General features: G+C 39.3%; 16 protein-coding genes and 1 tRNA gene. 4 read left to right on the forward strand and 13 right to left on the reverse strand.

What is annotated here, in order from left to right; translation table 11 throughout:
- Nucleotides 1-22: 22 nt before the first annotated feature.
- Complete coding sequence (locus E4O04_RS10475; protein ID WP_253707823.1) at nucleotides 23-4,135, forward strand: FlgD immunoglobulin-like domain containing protein; 4,113 nt, start codon at nucleotides 23-25, stop codon at nucleotides 4,133-4,135.
- A 116-nt stretch (nucleotides 4,136-4,251) separates the two neighbouring features.
- Here E4O04_RS10475 and E4O04_RS10480 read toward each other — a convergent pair whose 3' ends face one another.
- Complete coding sequence (locus tag E4O04_RS10480; RefSeq protein ID WP_253707825.1) at nucleotides 4,252-5,193, reverse strand: TatD family hydrolase; 942 nt, start codon at nucleotides 5,191-5,193, stop codon at nucleotides 4,252-4,254.
- Nucleotides 5,194-5,232: 39 nt separating this feature from the next.
- On the opposite strand from E4O04_RS10480, the gene E4O04_RS10485 reads away from it, so the two are divergent.
- Together E4O04_RS10485 and E4O04_RS10490 are read left to right on the forward strand one after the other, a co-directional pair.
- Nucleotides 5,233-5,316: transfer RNA gene (locus E4O04_RS10485), tRNA-Leu, on the forward strand.
- Nucleotides 5,317-5,414: 98 nt separating this feature from the next.
- Nucleotides 5,415-6,170 (forward strand): septal ring lytic transglycosylase RlpA family protein, encoded by a 756-nt coding sequence (locus E4O04_RS10490; protein WP_253707827.1) that lies wholly within the window; start codon nucleotides 5,415-5,417, stop codon nucleotides 6,168-6,170.
- 78 nt (nucleotides 6,171-6,248) lie between these two features.
- Here E4O04_RS10490 and E4O04_RS10495 read toward each other — a convergent pair whose 3' ends face one another.
- A complete protein-coding gene (locus tag E4O04_RS10495; RefSeq protein WP_253707829.1) occupies nucleotides 6,249-7,247 on the reverse strand; it encodes an omptin family outer membrane protease in 999 nt (332 codons plus the stop codon).
- 147 nt (nucleotides 7,248-7,394) lie between these two features.
- On the opposite strand from E4O04_RS10495, the gene E4O04_RS10500 reads away from it, so the two are divergent.
- The gene (locus E4O04_RS10500) at nucleotides 7,395-8,669 is read left to right on the forward strand and encodes a glucose-1-phosphate adenylyltransferase (protein WP_253687423.1); all 1,275 of its coding nucleotides are present in this window, start codon (nucleotides 7,395-7,397) and stop codon (nucleotides 8,667-8,669) included.
- 12 nt (nucleotides 8,670-8,681) lie between these two features.
- On the opposite strand, the gene E4O04_RS10505 is transcribed toward E4O04_RS10500, so the two are convergent.
- The 11 genes from E4O04_RS10505 to prfB all read right to left on the reverse strand — a co-directional run bounded on the left by E4O04_RS10505 (nucleotide 8,682) and on the right by prfB (nucleotide 20,639).
- Nucleotides 8,682-11,180: an ATP-dependent Clp protease ATP-binding subunit gene (locus E4O04_RS10505; protein ID WP_253687421.1), complete on the reverse strand. Its 2,499-nt coding sequence runs from the start codon at nucleotides 11,178-11,180 to the stop codon at nucleotides 8,682-8,684.
- An 8-nt stretch (nucleotides 11,181-11,188) separates the two neighbouring features.
- On the reverse strand, nucleotides 11,189-12,262 hold the full coding sequence (locus E4O04_RS10510; protein WP_253707832.1) for an ATP--guanido phosphotransferase: 1,074 nt from the start codon (nucleotides 12,260-12,262) through the stop codon (nucleotides 11,189-11,191).
- Nucleotides 12,246-12,749, reverse strand: coding sequence for a UvrB/UvrC motif-containing protein (locus tag E4O04_RS10515; protein ID WP_253687417.1), 504 nt, complete (start codon nucleotides 12,747-12,749; stop codon nucleotides 12,246-12,248). The genes E4O04_RS10510 and E4O04_RS10515 overlap by 17 nt, the downstream gene beginning before the upstream one ends.
- The gene (locus E4O04_RS10520; protein ID WP_253687415.1) at nucleotides 12,746-14,083 is read right to left on the reverse strand and encodes an ABC transporter permease; all 1,338 of its coding nucleotides are present in this window, start codon (nucleotides 14,081-14,083) and stop codon (nucleotides 12,746-12,748) included. Before E4O04_RS10520 ends, E4O04_RS10515 begins: the two co-directional genes overlap by 4 nt.
- Nucleotides 14,080-14,760 carry an ABC transporter ATP-binding protein gene (locus E4O04_RS10525; protein ID WP_253687414.1) on the reverse strand — a complete coding sequence of 227 codons (681 nt, stop codon included), beginning with the start codon at nucleotides 14,758-14,760 and terminating at the stop codon, nucleotides 14,080-14,082. Before E4O04_RS10525 ends, E4O04_RS10520 begins: the two co-directional genes overlap by 4 nt.
- Entirely contained in the window at nucleotides 14,753-16,033 is a 1,281-nt protein-coding gene (locus E4O04_RS10530) for an ABC transporter permease (protein ID WP_253707835.1), read from the reverse strand. The genes E4O04_RS10525 and E4O04_RS10530 overlap by 8 nt, the downstream gene beginning before the upstream one ends.
- A 1-nt stretch (nucleotide 16,034) precedes the next feature.
- Nucleotides 16,035-16,760, reverse strand: coding sequence for a hypothetical protein (locus E4O04_RS10535; RefSeq protein WP_253707838.1), 726 nt, complete (start codon nucleotides 16,758-16,760; stop codon nucleotides 16,035-16,037).
- A complete protein-coding gene (gene ftsY / locus E4O04_RS10540) occupies nucleotides 16,761-17,639 on the reverse strand; it encodes a signal recognition particle-docking protein FtsY (RefSeq protein ID WP_253707841.1) in 879 nt (292 codons plus the stop codon). It abuts the gene before it with no gap.
- A complete protein-coding gene (locus E4O04_RS10545; RefSeq protein ID WP_253707844.1) occupies nucleotides 17,629-19,203 on the reverse strand; it encodes a PEGA domain-containing protein in 1,575 nt (524 codons plus the stop codon). The genes ftsY and E4O04_RS10545 overlap by 11 nt, the downstream gene beginning before the upstream one ends.
- Entirely contained in the window at nucleotides 19,200-19,520 is a 321-nt protein-coding gene (locus tag E4O04_RS10550) for a response regulator (protein ID WP_253687405.1), read from the reverse strand. The genes E4O04_RS10545 and E4O04_RS10550 overlap by 4 nt, the downstream gene beginning before the upstream one ends.
- Nucleotides 19,517-20,639, reverse strand: a protein-coding gene (gene prfB, locus E4O04_RS10555) for a peptide chain release factor 2 (RefSeq protein WP_253687403.1) whose coding sequence is annotated in 2 segments (ribosomal slippage) — nucleotides 19,517-20,572 and nucleotides 20,574-20,639 — 1,122 coding nt in all. Because the reading frame shifts where the segments join, the coding sequence is not laid out codon by codon here. The genes E4O04_RS10550 and prfB overlap by 4 nt, the downstream gene beginning before the upstream one ends.
- Between the last annotated feature and the right edge of the window lie 2 nt (nucleotides 20,640-20,641).

Here is a 20,641-nt window from a genome sequence, read left to right on the forward strand (position 1 = left end):
TTGCTTTTAAAGGAGCTCTAATATGTTTTTTTTAAAATTCGGTTTAAAAGCGAAAGTTTTTTTTGTTTTATGCTTTTTTTTGATTGGAACGGCTGTCTTTGCCTATGATCCTCTTCCCGGGGGGGAAGAAAAACCTACACTGCAATCCCCGGCGGTTGCCGGAGGACAGAACTCGGTTACGGGAGGTCCCTTCGGAGATACGGTACCAGGCAGTTTGGCTGTCAACCCGGCCCTAGGCGGGGCAGAACAAAGGCCGATTCTGGACGCTTCATACTTTTTGATTGCAGGGCTCGGCAAAGAAAAGGGCTTCGGCCACGCAGCCAATGCTGCCCTCCTCTACCCCTTTAGATGGGGAAACATTGCGGGAAGCCTTCACTTTTTAAATGCAGAATTTGATTCCTTAAAACTTGGAACAATGGGAGGCTTACGCTTTTCATATTCAAAGGATTTAACCGAAAAACTTTCAGTAGGCGTAGGCTCTTATGCGGACTTCGGAAAGGACTGGGGGCTGGGCCTTGATATAGGAGCCCTTTATATGTTCGGCGACCTAGGATTTTTAAAAAACTCCAAGCTGGGCGTTTCAATAACGGGCTTAGGCAAAACCTACAATCCCAAGGCAACAGGAATAAAGGGAGGAGCTTCAAGCGGAAGCCCTGCAATAATCACTCCGAGAGCAGGCTTTGCTGCAACCTTGGTCGATATTGACGGCTTCCAACTCGGAATGCACACAGATCTTTCAGCTCCCTTTTTCCAAAATCTTGTCATTAATACCGGACTTCACATGCTCATGGCCGACATGATATCCTTTAAAACAGGCTTTGTAATCAACACACTTGAAGCAATCCATAAAAAACAAAGCTTCATCCCTTCCTTTAACATAGGGGTAAATATAAAAATCAAATCTCAAGGAACAAAGGATTCCTTTTTAAAGAAAAACGGCTGGGAAGAAAACGAAATCCGTCCCGAATTTGCTGCAAAGCCCTTCCATAACGGAATTTGGGCCTTCGGCGGAGGGGTCAACGTTCACTTCGGTCTAAAGGACAACGAAGGACCTAAAATTCAAGCCGAAATGCCCGAAAGCGGCATCCTATATTTTTCTCCCAATAATGACGGAGAAAACGATGCCATGGAAATCCCCTTAAAAATTACGGACAAGCGCTATGTAACGGCTTGGAGCTGCGAAATAAAGGACGAAAAAGGAAACACTGTCCGCACAATTTCCAATAAAATCCCCTTACGCGAAATGAAGGATGCAGCCTCGTTCTTTAAGCTTTTAGGAAAATCCAAAGAAGGCGTTGAAGTGCCCGGCGCCCTCCGCTGGGATGGACGAACCGATTCGGGAGAAACAGCCCCCGACGGCAAGTACAGTTTTATAATAAGAGCGCAGGATGACAACAAAAATAAATCGGAGTCTCAAATTTACACGGCTCATATCGATAAAACGCCTCCTTCTCTTACATTTAATAAACCGCAAACTCAGGATGCCCTCATTTTCAGTCCTGACGGTGACGGAAACAAGGATGTCTTTATCTTTGATAACACAGGTTCAAATGAAGACCTTTGGACGGCAAGTATCAGCAACGCCCAAGGCAAGGTTATAAGAACAATTCAAGTTAAGGATAAGGCTCTTTCTCCCTTAAGCTGGGACGGAAAAGACGATGCAGGAATTTTTGTACCGGACGGAGTTTACAGCTACAAAATAGAATCCATGGACAGGGCAAAAAACAAAACGGTCTCTAATCTTTCAAATATAATTGTAGACACCTACAAACCCTCGATTAACATAAATATCGATAAAAATGCTTTTTCTCCTGCAAGCAAATCGAATAACAAGATAAACTTCATTCCTTCTATTCCGATTACCAAGGGTCTTGAAGAATGGAAGATTGAAGTAAAAAATCAGGCTGGAGCAGCCGTAAAAACATATGCAGGCAGCCCGTCAAAAATCGAGCCTAAAACCTTTGACGGAAAGGACGAGGAAGGAAAGCTCTTGCCGGAAGGCTCGTACAAGGCCTTTATTTCAGCAAGGTATATAAACGGACATGCTCCTTCAACTCAAACACCATCATTCACCTTGGACATTACACCGCCCAAGGCCGAAGCCTCTGCATCTCAAAAGCTCTTTTCTCCCGACGGGGACGGAGAGCTCGATACTCTCATTTTTACTCACAAGGAAGAAAAACCGGGAACATGGATTGCAGAAATATATAGGGCCTCAAGCGAAGACAGCCTTGCAGGCAATACTGCCGATATCCTTGCAGGCAAACCTGCCGGCACACCGATTTTTACAAACAGCTTCGGCGATAAACTCCCGCCTCAATTTGAGTGGAACGGAAGAAAAACCGACGGCAGCTTTGCCGAAGACGGTAAGTACATCTATGTATTAAGGGGAGTTGACGAGGCTCAAAACGAAGCTCTTTCAAATGCCGTACTTGTAGAGCTCAATACCGAAAAAGCCGATATAATTCTTCAATCAAATTATACGGCCTTTTCTCCCAACAACGACGGGGTAAAGGACAGCATAGAATTCTATCCTGTCGTAAAATCAAAAACTAAGGTAGACTCATACGCGGTAAACATTAAAGATTCAAAGGGCAAGCTTATCAAGACCTACAAGGGCAATACCCCTCCAAAGAAAATAACTTGGAACGGTCAAGCTGATGAGAAACCGATAGTACCCAACGGCCTTTACTCTGCCGAATTTGAAGTTGAGCTTGCAAATAAAAACAAGGCAAAATCAATTATTTCGTCGATAATGATAGACACGGTTTATCCCGAAATTCAAATTTCGGCTCCCTATTTGGCCTTTTCTCCTGTAGAAGGAAACAACAAGCCCAACCTTCCCATAGATCAAATTTCTTCTTCCGAAAAAGAATGGACAGGCCGATTTGTCGATTCAAAAAACAAAACGGTAAAAACCCTAAGGTGGAAGGATAAGGCGGATAAGTTTATCTGGGAAGCAGATGACGATACCGGCAATAAGGTGCCTGACGAAAAATACACCTACATAGCCGAAGCCGAAGATGAGGCCGGAAACAAAACCGTCCAAAAACTTGAAGGCATCATTGTAGACCGCCGTCAGGCCAAGGGCTATATAACCGCCGAACATAAGGTATTTTCTCCCACAGGCAACGGAATAAAGGATGTTCAAAACATTTCGGTTCTTACCAATATTGATGCCGAAATCGACAACTGGAATATACAGGTTTCGGATGTGGAAAGCGGAAAGTTTTTTGCCGAATGGAGCTCCAAAAAAGAAGAAAAGCTGCCTAAAAAACTTGTATGGGACGGCAAGAGCGGAAGCTCTAAGGCTCCTGACGGCAGGTACATGGCAACCATGTACATAGAGTACAAAAAAGGCGATATTGTAACGGCCTTTACCGATGCCTTCATCCTTTCAACTCAGGCTCCGAAAATAGATGTCAGTACAAGTCCCAAGTACTTTAGTCCCGACAATGACGGCACCGATGACGATCTATACATAAGTCTAAAAGCCGATTCGAAGGCCGGTATCGAAAACTGGAAGTTTGAAATTGCCGAGCCTGAAGAAAACGGAGGCAAACTTTTCTGGCAAACTTCCGGAAAGGAAAAGATAACAAAGGAACTTATCTGGGACGGCCGCTCTCTTTCAGGCGAAACCGTTCAGTCTGCAACCGACTATCCTTTTACCTTTACCGTGACCGATAAGGTAGGATTAACTTCGGTTTACAGGGGCTATATTCCTGTAGACATCCTTGTTATAAGGGACGGGGATAAACTTAAAATAGCCGTACCTTCGATTATCTTTAGAGCAAATGCGGCCGACTTTAACGGTCTCGATCAGGCAATTGTCGATAAAAATAAGAATATCCTAAAAAGAATTGCCGTTATCCTAAACAAATTCCCCGAATATCAGGTTCAGGTTGAAGGACACGCAAACACGACTACCGGTACCGAAAAAGAAGAAACGGCGGCCCTTCTCCCCTTATCAAAGCTGAGAGCAGACGCTGTGCGTCAATTCCTCATAAAGGAGGGAGTAAGAAGTTCCCGCCTTTCTTCTGTCGGAATGGGAAGCTCAAAACCTGTAGCTTCTTTGAGCGATAGAGACAACTGGTGGAAAAACCGCCGAGTAGAATTTATTTTGATTAAGCAGTAACAAGTAAAACTTAAAACTTTTTAAGTAAAAAAATAAGGCTGTCCTTCCGTCACGGGAGGGCAGCCTTTTTTTAGATTCACAAGAGACCATTTATAAAAGAAAAAGCTTTACACTTTTCACTTTACCAAAAAACAGGAACAGCAGTTTTGATAAACCTGCTCGGCCAAGTCCTCCATAGACTTACCTAAAATTTCTGAAACGGCAGCATAGGTGTATTCTATCAAAAGAGGAGTATTTATCTTTCCCCTAAAAGGAACGGGAGCAAGATAGGGAGCATCGGTTTCAAGCAAGAGCTTATCGGCAGGAATTGCCCTCACAAGCTCGGCAATCCTGTCCTTATCGGCCTGCTTTTTTGCATAGGTTATGTTTCCGGGAAAGGAAATATACCAGCCCCTTTCCAAAAAGGAATAAGCCTCTTTAAGACCGTAGGAATAGCAGTGAATTATCCCCTTGTGATGGCCTATCTCATCAATACATTTTAAGGTATCTTCATAAGCATCCCTTGAATGAACTATGACCGAAAGATTTTTTTCTTTTGCAATTTTTAGCTGTTCTTTAAATAGAAACTCCTCCCCTTCTATGTTGGCAGTTCCTCGTTCATCGGGGTTTAAATTCTCTCCTCTTTTTTCGCAGGCAGGGCCGTTCCAAAAGCGGTCAAGCCCGCATTCTCCAAGGGAGCAATAAAAGGGCTTACCCGGATAAACCTTTTCCGATTCGGCCTTCTGCAAAAAGAGAGTATCGATATCGGCTTTTAAAGCCTTGAGAGATTTTTCAGGCTCGGCAATGCTTGAAGCATGGGGCCAAAGGCCTGCCGCAAAGTGTAAGAATGAGGGCAAATGCAAGGATTCCGTGCAGGACAAAGAAGCAGGCATTTGCCCGGGCATTTTTTCTTCAAAAACTTGCGAAATAAACCTCTGTCTGGGCCCCAGATCTCCGGGCTCTGTACCTATGTCCATAGCAAACCTGAATTTGCGCTCTTCCATTGTATGTAAAAACGAAGGATCGCCTTCATTTCGTTTAAAAATCATAAAAAAATGTGCATGAGAGTCAGAAAACATCTTGACCTCCTTTAAAATTTATGATAGTATACCACATCTGCTGAAGTGGTGGAATAGGTAGACACTAGGGACTTAAAATCCCTTGGCAGTAATGCCGTACGGGTTCAATTCCCGTCTTCAGCACAAGGCCTTAAACCAAAACGGTTTAAGGCTTTTTTTCTAATCTTCTTTTTTTTTCTTCCGATACTGAATATATAAGATTTTAATTCGGGAGGAATTAAATGAAAAAAGCAATCCTTATATTAATTTTGTCCTTAGCTCTTACTCATTTTTTAACCGGACAGGGAGAAATTATAAGCGAGGAAACTTATGCTTCGTACTATGGGGAAGCCTTTAACGGAAGGCCTACCGCAAACGGAGAAATCTTCGATATGAATGCTTACACGGCGGCTCATAAGACCCTTCCCTTCGGTACCCTTGTTGAGGTTACAAACTTAGAAAACGGAAAAAAGGTCATCGTAAGAATAAACGATAGAGGTCCCTTTGTAGGCAACCGCGAAATAGATGTTTCAAAGGCTGCAGCCGCCGCCTTGGATATGTTAGCCCACGGAGTTGTAAGAGTAAGCCTAAAAAAGATAAATCCGAATGATATGGGTTCTTTTACGGATGTTAAAACTAAAGAAGAAACCGGCACGAGAGCAAAGGACTTGGTAAAAACGGAAAAAAAGACTGTACAAGCTCCAAATTATACGGAATTTAATACAAGAAATCAAAACCTTGTTTATATACCTGCCAAGGCTTCGGAAACACCGGGTATTTTATGGAGAATTCAGCTGGGATCATTTAAGCGTGAAGAAAATGCCCTAAGACTTGTCAAAAAATTAAGAAAGATAGGTTTTGAACCTGCTTATGAAAAAACGGAAACAACCACCAGGGTCGTTTTATACGGAATAAGACCTCAGGACCTCGAAAAAGTAAAAAGAGTGCTTGAGCTCAATTCTTTTAACGATTATATATTACGCCAAGAAAGTTGGTAAAACATAGAACCTCCTAAAATAATTTTTCCCGAGCTCCAAAAGGGGTTCGGGTTTTTTATTAAAACTCACCGTAAAAATCTATTTTAGTATATAAAATATAAAGCCTAAATTGATACGGGCATAATGCAGGGAAGCCCCGGCAGACCCTGAAGCAGATACCTCTTTTAATAATCCGGACTTAAGAAAATAAACAAAGGATTTTCCGTTATAAGCCGTTATCGAGGTGTAATCAACAGAAGAAAAAAAAGAAAAAAACTTTGAAAGCTTTTTCTCTGCCGAAAGATATAAATAAAAAGACAGATTTTTCTTTTTAAAAACATCTACAAATTTTAAACCTTCAACACCCCTCATATAATGGAAATCCTCTGCAAAGCCTAGGGCATTAGGACAAAGCTGAGTAGACAAATCAATCTTCCAATATCGTGGAAGCTCAAATCTAAATAGAATTCCTATACTAGGCAAAATAAAGGTTTGGCTGTACCTGATTCCTAGTCCTGTCATAGGAGTTATAGGAGTATCGGGTAAAACCGGACTTGGCGGATTTGTATCAGGAGGATACTTACGATAGCCGTCTACTGCATCCCATGAATTTAAAATATACCTTATTCCTATAGAAGGAGAACAATGGATCTTTATTTTTTTATCCGAATATGTTTTATACACAACAAGAGGTTTCATAAAACCCAGGTTTAAACTTAAATCCAGACCCTTTTTAATATAGGCCTTGTGCTCCGAAAATTTAGTTAACATTGAAGGATCATAGGGATTAAGGTAGTCATAATCAAACATCTTTCCGGAATAAGAAGGAATTATAAATGAAGAAAAAAAGGAAAGGTAAAAGCCGTTTTTAAGTTTAAATTCGGTACAGGCAGTAAGGCCTCCGGCAGGCAAAATAGGCCAATCAAGCTTGCTTTTAATTAGTGAATCACTTCTAAAGACATACTCGAAACCGGAGCCTGCTATCAAAGACGGAGAAACAGAAAAGTTAAATGAGTATCCTCCTTCTTCACCTATGACAGCTTTAGCACTTATAAAAAAAATAAGAAAAATAATTATCAGCCTGTAAAAATCCCTCATACCAAGCATTAGTTTAGTTGGTCTTAGGTTCTATGTCAAGTATTGTTTAAAGCCGGTGTAAATATAAAAAGGAAATTTATAAAGAATTAATAAATTAGTCTGGTAAAATTTTAAAAAGCATTATATAATGTAGGCAGGAGGATGCCTATGGCAAAAGTTCTTTCCATAATATTGGGAGGCGGAAAAGGAACACGTCTTTATCCGCTTACTATGCATCGGTCTAAACCGGCCGTACCTTTCGGAGGTAAACATCGAATTATCGATATTCCTCTTTCGAATTGTATAAATTCCGGTTTTAGGAACATTTATATTATAACACAGTTTAACTCGGCATCTTTGCATATCCATATTGCAAAGGCCTATACCTTCGACAGTTTTTCAAACGGCTTTGTCGAAATTCTTGCAGCCGAACAGACTTTCGATAATACGGGATGGTATGAAGGAACGGCTGACTCTATCAGAAAAAATCTTCATCATTTCAGACATCAAAATCCCTCTCATTATTTGATTCTTGCAGGAGATCAGCTGTACCGCATGGATCTAAAAAAATTTTTAAATTTTCATAAAGAATCGGGATCCGATATTACCGTTGCCTGCACACCCGTAACACGGGAAGATGCTTCAGGTTTCGGAATTATGAAGGTAAACTCGGATTCGGTAATTACCGAGTTTATGGAAAAACCGGGCACCGAAAAAAATATAGACGATTGGAAAATTCCCGGAAAATCTCTTATCAAGCCTGATGATCCGAATAAACAATATCTGGCTTCTATGGGTATCTATATTTTTGGTGCAAAAGTTATGGAAGAATGTTTAGACAGCGATCATACCGACTTCGGAAAAGAAGTAATTCCTGCAGCAATAAACGGGGGATACAAGGTTTCAGCCTTTCCTCATAACGGATATTGGTCAGATATAGGAACAATCAAGTCTTTTTATGATGCAACCCTTGACCTCACCGAAATAAAACCTCAATTCGACTTTTATGATGCCGACAGCCCGATATACACACATAACCGAAACTTACCTCCATCAAAGGTAAACTATGCACATTTAAGCAGGTCTATGTGCAGTGACGGCTGCGTTATCACAAATGCAACCATAAATCATTCTGTCATAGGAGTCCGTTCAATTATAGAATCAGGCAGCTTTGTAGAAGACTCCATCTGTATGGGTGCCGACTATTACGAAACCCATGAAGAAAAAGAAGCCCGCTTAAAAGAAGGAGGGCCTAACTTGGGCATAGGAAATCATTGCCGTATACGCTCTGCAATAATAGACAAAAATGTTCGTATAGGCAATAACGTATCCATAGGTATGGACCAAACACCTCCCGACGGAGACTACGGCTTCTATCATGTTATAGACGGAATATACGTTATAGTAAAAAATTCTATAATACCTGATAATACTTCAATATAAAAATGCGGCGCATCAGTTGGATTCGGTTTTGCATTCGACCGATGCGCTGTAAGCATTTTCATAATCGGTGTTTTCTTTAATGCTGATTATTATGTCATCATCTTCTGCCGAAAAATCTACAAGGGCGGTTTTACCCTTTGAGAACTCTCCGCTTATTATTTTAACCGATAAGGCATCTTCTATCTTATTTTGAAGAAGCCTTCTCATAGGGCGTGCACCGTAAGCCGGATCATATCCCTTATCTGCAAAGAAATCTTCAGCCTCTTTTGAAAGCTCAATATACAGATCTAACTTTGCAATTCTATCTTCAAATTTTTTAAGCTCAAGTTTTAATACTCGTTTGATGTCATCTTTATCGAGAGGTCTAAAAACAAGCATTTCATCAATTCTGTTTATAAACTCAGGCGATAAGAATTTTTTTATTTCGTTAAGAGCACTAGCCTGTATTTCGGAATAGGCCATTACTCCATCTCCCGTGGGATTAAAGCCCAGCCGGTTTTCCTTTATGATGGACTTTGAGCCTGCATTACTGGTCATAATAATAACGGTGTTTTTAAAATTTACAATATGCCCGCGGCTGTCTCTAAGCTCTCCTTCTTCTAAAATCTGCAAAAGAATATTAAAGACATCCGGATGAGCTTTTTCAACCTCGTCCAAAAGCAAAACGGAATAAGGATTGCGTCTTATTTTTTCGGTTAAAAATCCTCCGGAATCAAAACCGACATATCCGGGAGGAGCACCTATAAGTTTGGCAGCATTATGTTTTTCCATATAATCGCTCATATCGACTCTGATTAAGGCCTCTTTTGTGCCGAATAAAAATTCGGCAAGAGTTTTTGCAAGAAGAGTTTTTCCGACACCTGTAGGCCCTAAAAATAAAAATGAACCTATGGGCCTGTCAGGAGATGAAATACCTGCGCGGGACCTTCTGATTGAATTGGATAAAATCGATATGGGTTCATCCTGACCTACAACCGATTTTTTTAATTCCTCTTCAATGTGAAGCATCCGCTCAGCCTCATCTTGGCTTAATTTATTTACGGGAATATCCGTCATCATTGCAACAACCTCTGCTATATCGTTTTCATCGACATAGGATATAGGATGTTGATAAGAAGTCATCCACTTATTTTTAATTTGATATATGTCGTTTTTTAGATCTAAGACTTCATCTCTAATTAAGGCGGCTTTTTCGTAGTTTTGCATCTCAACCATCTCGGCTTTTTCAAGCATTAAAACCTTTATCTTGTCTTCTATTTCAAAAAGCTCGCCGGGTCTTTTGTCAAGGACGGTTTTTTTCATCGCGCCTGCTTCATCCAATACATCAATAGCTTTGTCAGGGAAAAATCTGTCCGGAATATACCGTTTTGCATACTCAATGATCTTTGTTATGGTTTCAGGCTCATAAAGTACATTGTGGTGTTCTTCATACTTATGTTTTATACCGCATATTATATCAAAGGTTTCTTCAGGATTAGGCTCCTTGATTTGGATTAATTGGAAGCGCCGCTCAAGAGCCAAGTCGTTTTTAAAATATCTTCTGTATTCGTCAATTGTTGTAGCCCCGATACATTGTATTTCACCGCGGGCCAGGGCAGGTTTTAAAATATTGGCTGCATCCATAGCCCCCTGTGATCCGCCCGTACCTATGAGGGTGTGAATTTCATCTATAAACAAAATTATATTTTTATTTTCTTTTATCTCATTTATAATTTGCTTTAACCTTTCTTCAAACTGACCTCTGTACTTTGTTCCTGCAATTACCGAGCCTAGGTCTAAAGAGATAATACTTTTGTTTAGCAAATCATGAGGAACGTTTTCATTTATTATGGCAAAGGCCAAACCTTCAACAATGGATGTCTTTCCTATTCCGGGCTCTCCTACAAGGATCGGATTATTTTTTGTTCTTCGGGAAAGAATTTGAATGAGCCTTCTGATTTCTTTTTCGCGGCCTATTATAGGATCCGGGCTGCCGGAGCTGACAATATCGGTTAGGTTTCGCCCGAATTCGGAAAGAGCTGATGGTTTTGATTTAGATACGTCGGCTGTTTTAGATGTCCGGACAGTTTCCATCTGATCCGTTATTTTTAATATCATCATCCTTATATCTTCAGTTAAGATATTATACCTCATAAAGAAATCGGATATTATGGAATTTTCCTCTCTGGCAAGAGCTACAAGAATATGCTCCGTACCGACAACACTTTGCCTCATGGTCCTTGCCTCTATTGTTGCAAGATCTACCAAGGTTTTAATTCTTCGGGAAGGAGGAATTTCACCTATGATCCTATCTCCTGTACGGATAGGAGTGTTTTGTTCTATAAAAAGCTGTAAATTGAGAATATCGATATTTAATTTTTGAAGAATTATGTAGCCTCTGCCTACCTTATTGCGGATTAGGGCAGATAAAATATGCTCGGGTTGAAACAGATCCGCATTAACCCGTCTGGCTTCCTGCTGACCGAAAAGAGTAAGCAGCTTATGAGCATCTTGTGAAAGACCTTGACACATATAACACCTCACATTATAATTCGGACTTTTGAGCAAAGTTCTTGAATGGTACGAGCCCTATATTCTTCTATCGAAAAATCGCTTAAATTTCTATCGGCTAAACCCATATGGCTGTTAAGCAATAAAAAAGCAAGATGTCCCATTTGGGACTTAAAAATCATCGAGTTACATTCTTCATTGGTAATACCGGTAATTAAGCCCATATTTAAGCCGAACTTTATTTTAAAAACTATATCGGCAGCTTCTTTAAAATCCATGAGTTTTGCACTTTGAGCTATTGCAATAGCTCTTCTAAGCATGTCTTCAACTTTCAATGTATTTTCATCCAGAAAATTTTTTCTCTTCTCTCTTTCAATTTCAATGATAGTATTTACACCTGCGATAAAATCCGCCGTTTGAATATCCTCATTATCGCCTGCCGATACGGCACTTGAAATCAAAAAAAGAGCTCCTATGGAATTTTTGGAATTAGGCGAATAGTAGCCGGCAACATTAAGATTACTTTGTTTTGTTAATTCCAAAACCGAGCCCAGACAGTTGGAATAAAGGACACCCGGCAGAGAGCATAAAACCGAAAATTTTACCCCTGTACCGATTTCCATAAGGTTGGAAGTTAAAAAACCTAAGTCCCTATCTTCCGCAAATTTAATTTTTTCCCTCATTTTGACTTCCATAAAGGAGGCCCTTGCATAAACTTCTTCAGGGTCCATTCCGGCAGCAAAAGAAGTTATGTTTACATGATCTTCAAGGTTCAAGCCTATATAAAGAGAACCGTTTTCATGTACTAAAACAGCCTTTTCTATCTTTTCAGGCATATCGGGAAGAAGAATTCCTTTTTCTTCAAGTAATTTGATGGAAAGCGGATCTATTGCTCTAAGTTTTAATTTTTTAAAATAAGCGGAATCACCCAAAGAGCAAAAAAAAGAAAAAACAAGCGAAACAACATCAACCGAGTCGCAAAGACTAATTTTGTTCGGAAACAAAAAACCCGATATATTGCGGGCTATATCACAACGGCTGTATAGGACAATATCGGTGTTGGGACCGTTTTCCGTATACCAGCCATCAAGTCTTGATATCATGGTTTTTCTCCAAAGCTTTGATCTCATCCCTTAAGGCGGCAGCCCTCTCATAATCTTCGATTTCGACAGCTTTTTTTAGTTCTTCACGAAGTTCTTGAGAACTATGAGTTTCAAAAAAGGTTTCAGGGACCTGATCATCCGAGGTAAAGCCCGAATACTTTAGATTTTTCTTCTTTTTTCCCAATATTTCCATAATTTCGGTTTTAAAAAACGAAAAACACTCCGTGCATCCTATAATTTGTTTAGATTCTATGTCTCTAAAACTTAATCCGCATATAGGACATTGCCCCGATTTTTTGCAGTCATCATTGTCGATATCATTAGATCCAAGGAGTTTTGTTATGGAAATATCAATAGTTTCAGAAAACATACCAAACCCGAGCCTTTGTGAGCAAGCCGGACACAGATAAATATTTTTAGTCACACCGTCTGCAACTTGTTCCACAGAAACCGCAGCTTCGTTTAATTTACACATATCGCAAATCATAATTTCCTCATAATTTCTATCGGCTTTTCTTTTCCTGCCCGTACTGCAGGAACCAAACACACTACTACTGATAATATTAACATACAAACGGCTATTATGTAAAGGTCAAAAAAATTTAATTTTACGGGAATATGCTCCAAATAATAGGCCGGGTCCAAAAGGTGAATTTCAAGAGGTTTTCCGCCCCCGTAAAAGAAGACATAAAACAAGTTTTGAAGATAGTTTAAAATCTTCTCTGCATAGGCAAAAATTTCGTTTATATGCAAGGCGGTTAAAATACCTAAGGGCATCCCCAAAATAATCCCGCCTAAACTTGTTAAAAGGCCGGCAAGCAAAAAAGCAAGACTTATGGAGGAAGGATGGGCTCCGGCCGCCTTGAGGATGGCTATCTCCCTTCTTCTTTCCATTACAAGCATAACAATTGCTGAAGAAATATTGGCAGAAGCCACCAAAACTATCAAAAACATGATAAAAAGCAAAATATTCTTTGTAGTTTTAAAGGAGGTAAAGGCAGGGCGATTTAAGTCGGCCCAAGAATATATAGAAAAAGTTTCCGGTAATATTGAGCTTAATTTTAATTGAAGGGCCTGCATCTTATCATCATCAAAGGGATCCTTTGTCGAAACCACTATTGAGGTTAAAGAAGAAGTCATCGGCATAATCTTTAAGCCTTCAGATAGGGGAATAAAAACCCATAGGGCATCCAACTCTTGGTAACCTGAAGATATAAGCCCTGAAATTTTAAATGCACTTACACGGGGAATAGTTTTACCTTTTTCGTTTTTATTTAAGGTTATAATCCTGCATGTATCCCCTACTTTTAAGCCGAGTTTTTCCGCTATCTTAGCTCCCAAAATTGCCGACTTATTATTTTCAAATTCGAGAGAACCGGATATTACTCTTATCAGGTTAAGAGCCTTGATATTTTGAGTAAAAAATTCGGGCTCGACTGCACGGATAGTTCCTCCGCTTCTTCCGTTTTTACCTATAACCAGACCGTTTCCCTGTCTTTCGATCCAAGCATTTTCGATAAAGTTACCCTCATAAAACTCAAGAATTAATGAACGGGCATCCTTCTCCGTTTCGGCATTTTTATAAGTTGATAAGGGCCGCATATCTATGGCTTGAAGGTGTCCGGTTCCAAGCTCTATTGTACGGGAAGTGATTCCCTGAATCATACCGTCAGAGACAACTAAAACGACAATGAGCGGAATTATACTTATGCCTATACCCAAAACGGCACCGAACAAGCTTTTGCGGGCATTGGAAACCGTCTTTCCCGAACCTATGCCTAAAAATCTAAATGCCATTTTTATAAAGACTAAATTTTTCATACTTCTTCCAAATTACCCTTATAAAGTTTATAAGAAATATCCGTCATTGAGGCTATTTTTTGATCGTGGGTAACAAGCACCAAGGTCTTTTTGTGTTTATCGACAACAGAAAATAAAAGGTTTTGAACGGTCTCGGCATTTGCAGGGTCCAAGTTTCCGGTGGGTTCATCTGCAAGAATAAGAGAGGGGCTGTTTATCAAGGAGCGGGCAACTGCAACCCTCTGTCTTTCTCCTCCGGAAAGCTGAGAAGGAAAATGGCCTTTGCGTTCTGCCAACTTTACATCCTCCAAGAGAGAGAGAGCTTTTTCTTTTATTTCTTTTTTAGGCTTTCCTGCAATCAGGGCAGGAAGCATTACGTTTTCAAGAGCGGTAAAATCTTTTAACAAATAATGAAACTGAAAAACCAAACCTAAAAATGAACTTCGGTACTCGGTGAGGGATTTTTCATCGAGGGAATGAACCTTATAAGAGCCTGCCAGGATTTCTCCGCTGTCTGCCGACTCAAGGCCGCCCAAGATATTTAAAAAGGTACTTTTACCCGAACCTGATTCTCCGGTAATCGAAATCTTTTTCCCTTCTTCAATGGAAAAATTAAGCTTATCGAATATAACGAGCTTTTCGCTTGCCGAAGAAAATGTTTTGGTTAAATTGGAAATTAAAACAATATTCCTACTCATAGCGTAATACCTCCGCAGGCTTTAATTTTAATATGCGCCTTGAAGCTGCCATTGCGGCAGCGGATGACGAAAAAATGCCGAATAAAAAAATGAGCAAAATTTCATTAAAAAATATTCTGACAGGAACGGTTTCCATATAAAAATAGACAGGACTGAATACTGCAAAATCCGCATCGGACGAACTTTGAAATAAGATAAATACAAAGGTCAAGACCGAATTGACTATATTTTCTATTAAAGCAAAAATGGAATTTATTTGAACCGAGAGCAAAAGACCCAATAAAAGGCCGGCACTTGCCCCTATCAAACCTATCGTAAATCCGTTTGCAATAAAAAGAGCCTGAATGTGTTTTGAATATGCACCAAGAGATGACAATACGGAAATTTCCTCCCGTCTTTCATAAATTGAACGTCTCATTCCGTTATAGATATTAACCGACACAACCAAGAAAATCAAAAACACCAAAAGCATCATCATATTTTTTTCTATTCTAAGAGCTCCGAAAAAAGCATGATTATAAGAGCGCCATGATTCCGATTTTAAGTTAATCGAGGAAGCATTTAGGGATGATATATAGGCGGCATCATTGTTTTGATTTTGTAGTTTGACGGAGGCATACAGCTTTGATTCTTTTCCGAATAGTTTTTCTCCGCTTTCTAACGATATAAAAGCAAAAGAAGAATCGACCTCATAATATCCGGTCTTAAAAATACCCGTAACAGTTAAGTCTTGATTTTCAGGAAAAAGGCTTGTCTCGGATGAGCCTGAGGCGGCTATAATATTTACGTTATCCCCAACCTTTACGCCAAGCTGGCGGGCCAGCTCATACCCCAAAATAACGGCATCTTCTTTTAAGATGTTAAAGGCCCCATAAGATATTTTTAAGGCCTCACAAAAGCCCTTATCTTTTTGCATTATATCTTCTTCCACTGCGCGGATTAAAACGCCGTGCTGCCTGCCGTAATTTCCCTGCATAAGAGTTTGGGATTCTTGAAAAATAAAAAAGGCTTCATGAAGGTTTAAATTTTCGGCTTTTGTTAAATCTTCTTTTTCGCCGTATAACCTTATATGCCCTGAGCTTACCTGCATAATTGTATCGATATAACCCATTTGAAGACCGTTCATTATTGATAGAATTACAGTCAATACCATTACTCCGAAGGCAATCCCCAATATAGAAAAAAGAGTCGAGATTGAAGAGCGGCCCCTTGTATCCGCAGAGTTAAATCTATGTAAAACAAAAAAAATCCATCTATAATTACGCTTTTTCATCTTATGTTTCTTCCTCTACAACTCCGATTTCTTTTCCGTATTCGAATAAATGGACTATCTTTTTATCCGTCATATACTCGGTGTAAGAAATTTTATTTCCGTTTACAAAATCTGTTTTGGATTTTGTTTTATTTTCAGACCCGTATTCAAATTTTGAAATATATTCAATCCCATCTTTTTTTAAAAAGGATTCAATTAATAAATTATTCTCATTGTAGGTATATATATTTTTTTCAAGTTCATTTTTACCTTCAACATCATAAATAATTTTTTCGGTTTCCATTCTTTTTTTATTATATTTTATTTTGATAAGTTTATCGGATAAAACAACTTCGCAAGATTCGGGATATCCGTCTTTGTAGGTATATGTCTTTTTTTCTATGAGTTTATCTTTTTCATATAAAACGGACATAAGAGGTCTGCCGTCATCATCCAGTTTTTCAAAAAACCATCGATCTTCAAAACAGGCCGTAAGCCCTGAGCTTTGAATGGAGTAAAAACCCTTATCAAGTTCTTCCGGCTCTTTTTCGTTTTCGGATAAATTTTGATTTTCGTTACCGGAAGGTGATTGAGTATGGGCACTTTCTGCTGCCGCAGGAGGCGATTGAACATCGGCACTTTCCGCTGCCGCAGGAGGCGACTGAACATCGGCATTTTCCGTTCCGTCTGCAAAAATAAAAAGAGAAAATAAAATAAAAACAAAAAATAATAGTTTTTTTAAACTCATTTATATTTTTCCGATAAATTCCTTTACATAATTTTCAGCCGAAAAAGGAGATATGTTTTCATACTTTTCGCCGGTTCCGACAAAGAGCATGGGAAGGTTAAGCTCTTTTCCTGCCGTAACGGCAACACCGCCCTTCGCAGTAGAGTCATACTTTGTTAAAAAAACTGCATCTACTCCTATAGCTTCATGAAACACTTCAGCCTGCCTTAGTCCGTTTTGGCCTGTTGTTGCATCCAATACCAATATCTTTTTGTAGCAGCCCTCAGAGGCCTTTGTCTTTGCAATCCTGTCTATTTTTTGAAGTTCTCTTACAAGGTTTTCTTTATTGTGAAGTCTCCCTGCCGTGTCTGCAAGGACGAGGCCGCCTCCTGCAGCAGCCATGGCATCCCCTGCATCAAAGATAACGGCACCGGGATCTCCGCCATGCTGATGAGCAACCACCCTCACATCATTTTTTTCACCATGAAATTTCAGTTGCTCTATGGCAGCTGCTCTAAAGGTATCTCCGGCAGCCAAAATGATGGGAATATCGCATTTTTGTTTATAATAAGAAGCCATCTTTCCTATTGAGGTTGTCTTTCCTACCCCGTTTACACCCAGAACAAGATAAATAGAAACCTTACCCTTCTCAGGTTCTAAGGAGGTTACCTTTACATAGGGTAATAAAATATTATAAAGACCGTTTAAAACATCGCCTTCAGAAACAAGCTTTTCCTTTTTACATAAATCTCTTAAAGAGGCTTCAATTTCGAGAGCTGTTTTTGCTCCTATGTCACCTTCTATCAGGGTATCGGTTAAATCTTCAAAAAAAGATTCATCCGGGCCCTTATATAAACCGAATAGTTTTTTTAATCCGGCAGCAAAACTTTTATTCTTCATTTTTATTCTCCTCATCTTTAATAATAGGTTTATCGGCTATAGACTGATCTCCGGCAGGTTTATCAAGAGCAGTTTCTTCATAAACAGGATCGGAGTAGTTAGGTTTTATCTTTCGGGGTAAGGCCCTATCTGCCTTTACAAGATAGATTATTAACTGTATAAAATAATTAACTCCCAAAGCAATCGTAATTCCCTGAAAAACATTTTGAGTCATGCCCAGCCTGTTTATACGCTCAACCTTGGACTGTTGATAAGGAACCTTACCGCTTTTAAAAGCATATACCTCATCATCCACTCTGGATTTTAAAATCATTGTTATGGGCAAACTTATGTACAAGGCGCCTAAAGACCAATATAAAATTTTCCGTTGAGTTTCTATCGAATCTTTTACATTTTTTTTGTTTAACTTTATTATCATATTTTGAACATTTTGCCGTGAAAAACTATTATTTGAAGGCTCAAGAACTCCGAAGGTATGCACCCCCTTTTCTTCAAATTCAAAAATAGATTTCATTTTAGGGATGGTTATGATTCCGGGTATTCGAATGGAATATTGGGATTTAAAAAATAAATTGGGGGAACCGCTTTTAAGATTAAAACCTATTGTTTCGGTTTTTTCTTTTTTTAAATTAATCTTTAAGGTATAGGCATCTTTATTTTTTAGCTCTATTTTTTTTGCTTCCTCAACATAATCTTGAGCAGAAGCCCCTATTTGATAAAATCCCTCACGCAATGTTATGGGTTTTGAAAAGTCCCGTATAAGCTTACCGTCAATATAAACCTTGGCGTTTTTAGGATTTACCTCAAAGAAGACTTTTACTTCTTTTGTATTTTGAATAATTGTGTATATTTGACGCACCAGCATTTCTACGACTTTTTCAACATCGTCGTATCTTCCGGCCCCTGAAAATTCGTGAACCTTCATTCCGGAAAGTCCTGTATCCAAATAAGCGGTTATAACCATATAACCGGAAATATCTTTTACCGAGCCGTAAATAAGAGCCGATATATTTTCTTTTTTTAAGCTTTCACCTAAGTCGGCATTTTCAGACATCTTGTACAGAGTCTCCCCATATTTCCACAAGCTTATATTTTTAGGCTGACCTGAAGTAAAAAAACGGTTTTCTTCTATTTTGATATCTATACCGGCATCGTAAATACCTTTTTCTTTTTTTAAAATTTCCTCTGTAAGTTTTTTTTCTTTTTCATCTTTTACTTTTTTATCTTCAACGGATAAAAAAAGCTCATCCCTGTCCTTAATAAGTTTTGCCCTTTCTTTTATAAGTTTTAGTTTTTTGTTTGAAGCTTCCATCAAGGCCCGCATTTTTTTTTCTTCAAAGGGTACTATTCTTTTTGAGCCGGTATCCATGTAGATTAAAAACATTTGAGGCACTATCGTTTTATAGCTTTGATAAGAGGAAGGAAGTCCTTCCGTTTTGAATTCGGAAACGGCAATAGTCCAATCGGAATTTTCATCTTCAGTTTTTTGTGCAAACAAAAAAGAAACTATAAAAAAAAAGGCTGATAAAAAAATAAGCTTTTTCAATTTAAAGGAAGAGCTCATAAGCAGTTTATAACTCCTTTTTCGGTAAAGGGGCATAATAAAAAGTCTGAGGCCCCGCAGATAAGAGCCTTTTCTGCAAGACCTTCATCCCCTATAGAAGAAATAACGACAAATTGGGTACCCGGACTTTTTTGTCGAAAAGCGGCAGTATCGGTAAAAAGCTTTGAGTCAAAAAAAACAAGGCGGACATTTTCACTTATTAATGTATGCAAAAGGGAGACTTGAGGCAAAATCTTAATTGTTTCGTTTACATGAGAAAGACATATTGCCCTTATATCGGCTGCTAAAAATTCGGATTTGCATACAATACATATCATAGAGAATCGTCCTCATCAATGCTCATATCTTCAATCTTTGTATTTAAAAAGCTGTTTATAAACTCGTCTATATCTCCGTCCATTACAGCCTGAATATTTCCGGTTTCATACTTGGTTCTATGATCTTTTACCATTGTATAAGGTTGAAAAACATAGGAACGGATCTGATTGCCCCAGGAAATACCTTTTTTTTCGGCGGCAAATTTCATGTTCTCTTTTTCTTTTTGCTCTTCATAATAATTATAAAGCCTTGATTTTAGAACATTCATTGCCGTGGCCTTATTGCTGATTTGGCTCCTTTGACTTTGACAGGCAACAACTATACCTGTGGGAATATGGGTAATGCGGACGGCCGAGTCGGTTTTGTTTACGTGCTGACCTCCGGCACCTCCGGCACGGTAGGTATCGATGCGCAGGTCTTCAGGCCTTATATCGACTTCTATCGTATCATCAAGAACGGGAAAGGCAAACACGGAAGTAAAGGACGTATGTCTCCTGCCGTTGGAATCGAAGGGGCTTATGCGTACCAAGCGATGAATTCCCGTTTCGCTTTTTAAAAGACCGAAGGCAAAATCACCCGAAATCTGAAAGGTAGCGGACTTTATCCCTCCCTCAGCTTCAATCAAATCTATGACTTCGGTTTTAAAGCCGCGGGATTCACACCAGCGCAAATACATACGCACCAGCATACTTGCCCAATCACAGGCCTCCGTTCCCCCGGCTCCGGCATGAACGGTAAGATAGGCATCGTTTTTATCGACCTCACCTGAAAGGAGGCTCAATATACTTAATTTTTTGTATTTTTCGTAAACGGAATTATAGCTTGAGCTGATCTCTTCGGCCAGCTCTTCATTGCCCGACTCATCTGAAAGCTCCATTAAAACTTCCAAATCCGAAACCTCATCCATGAGTTCCTGCCAAGGATAGATTCTGTTTTTAAGGGCCTTTATCTCACCCATGATTTTTTCGGCTTTTTTACTGTCATTCCAAAAATCGGGAGCTAAGGTTATAGCTTCTTTTTCGGCAATCTTTGATTTTACCGCCTCAGGGTCAAAGACGCCCCCAAATATTAGAGATATCGTTTTTTAATTCTTCTAAATTTGATCTATAGTCTTCCATAA

This window comes from Treponema sp. OMZ 799, from assembly GCF_024181365.1.
Lineage (GTDB): Bacteria > Spirochaetota > Spirochaetia > Treponematales > Treponemataceae > Treponema_B.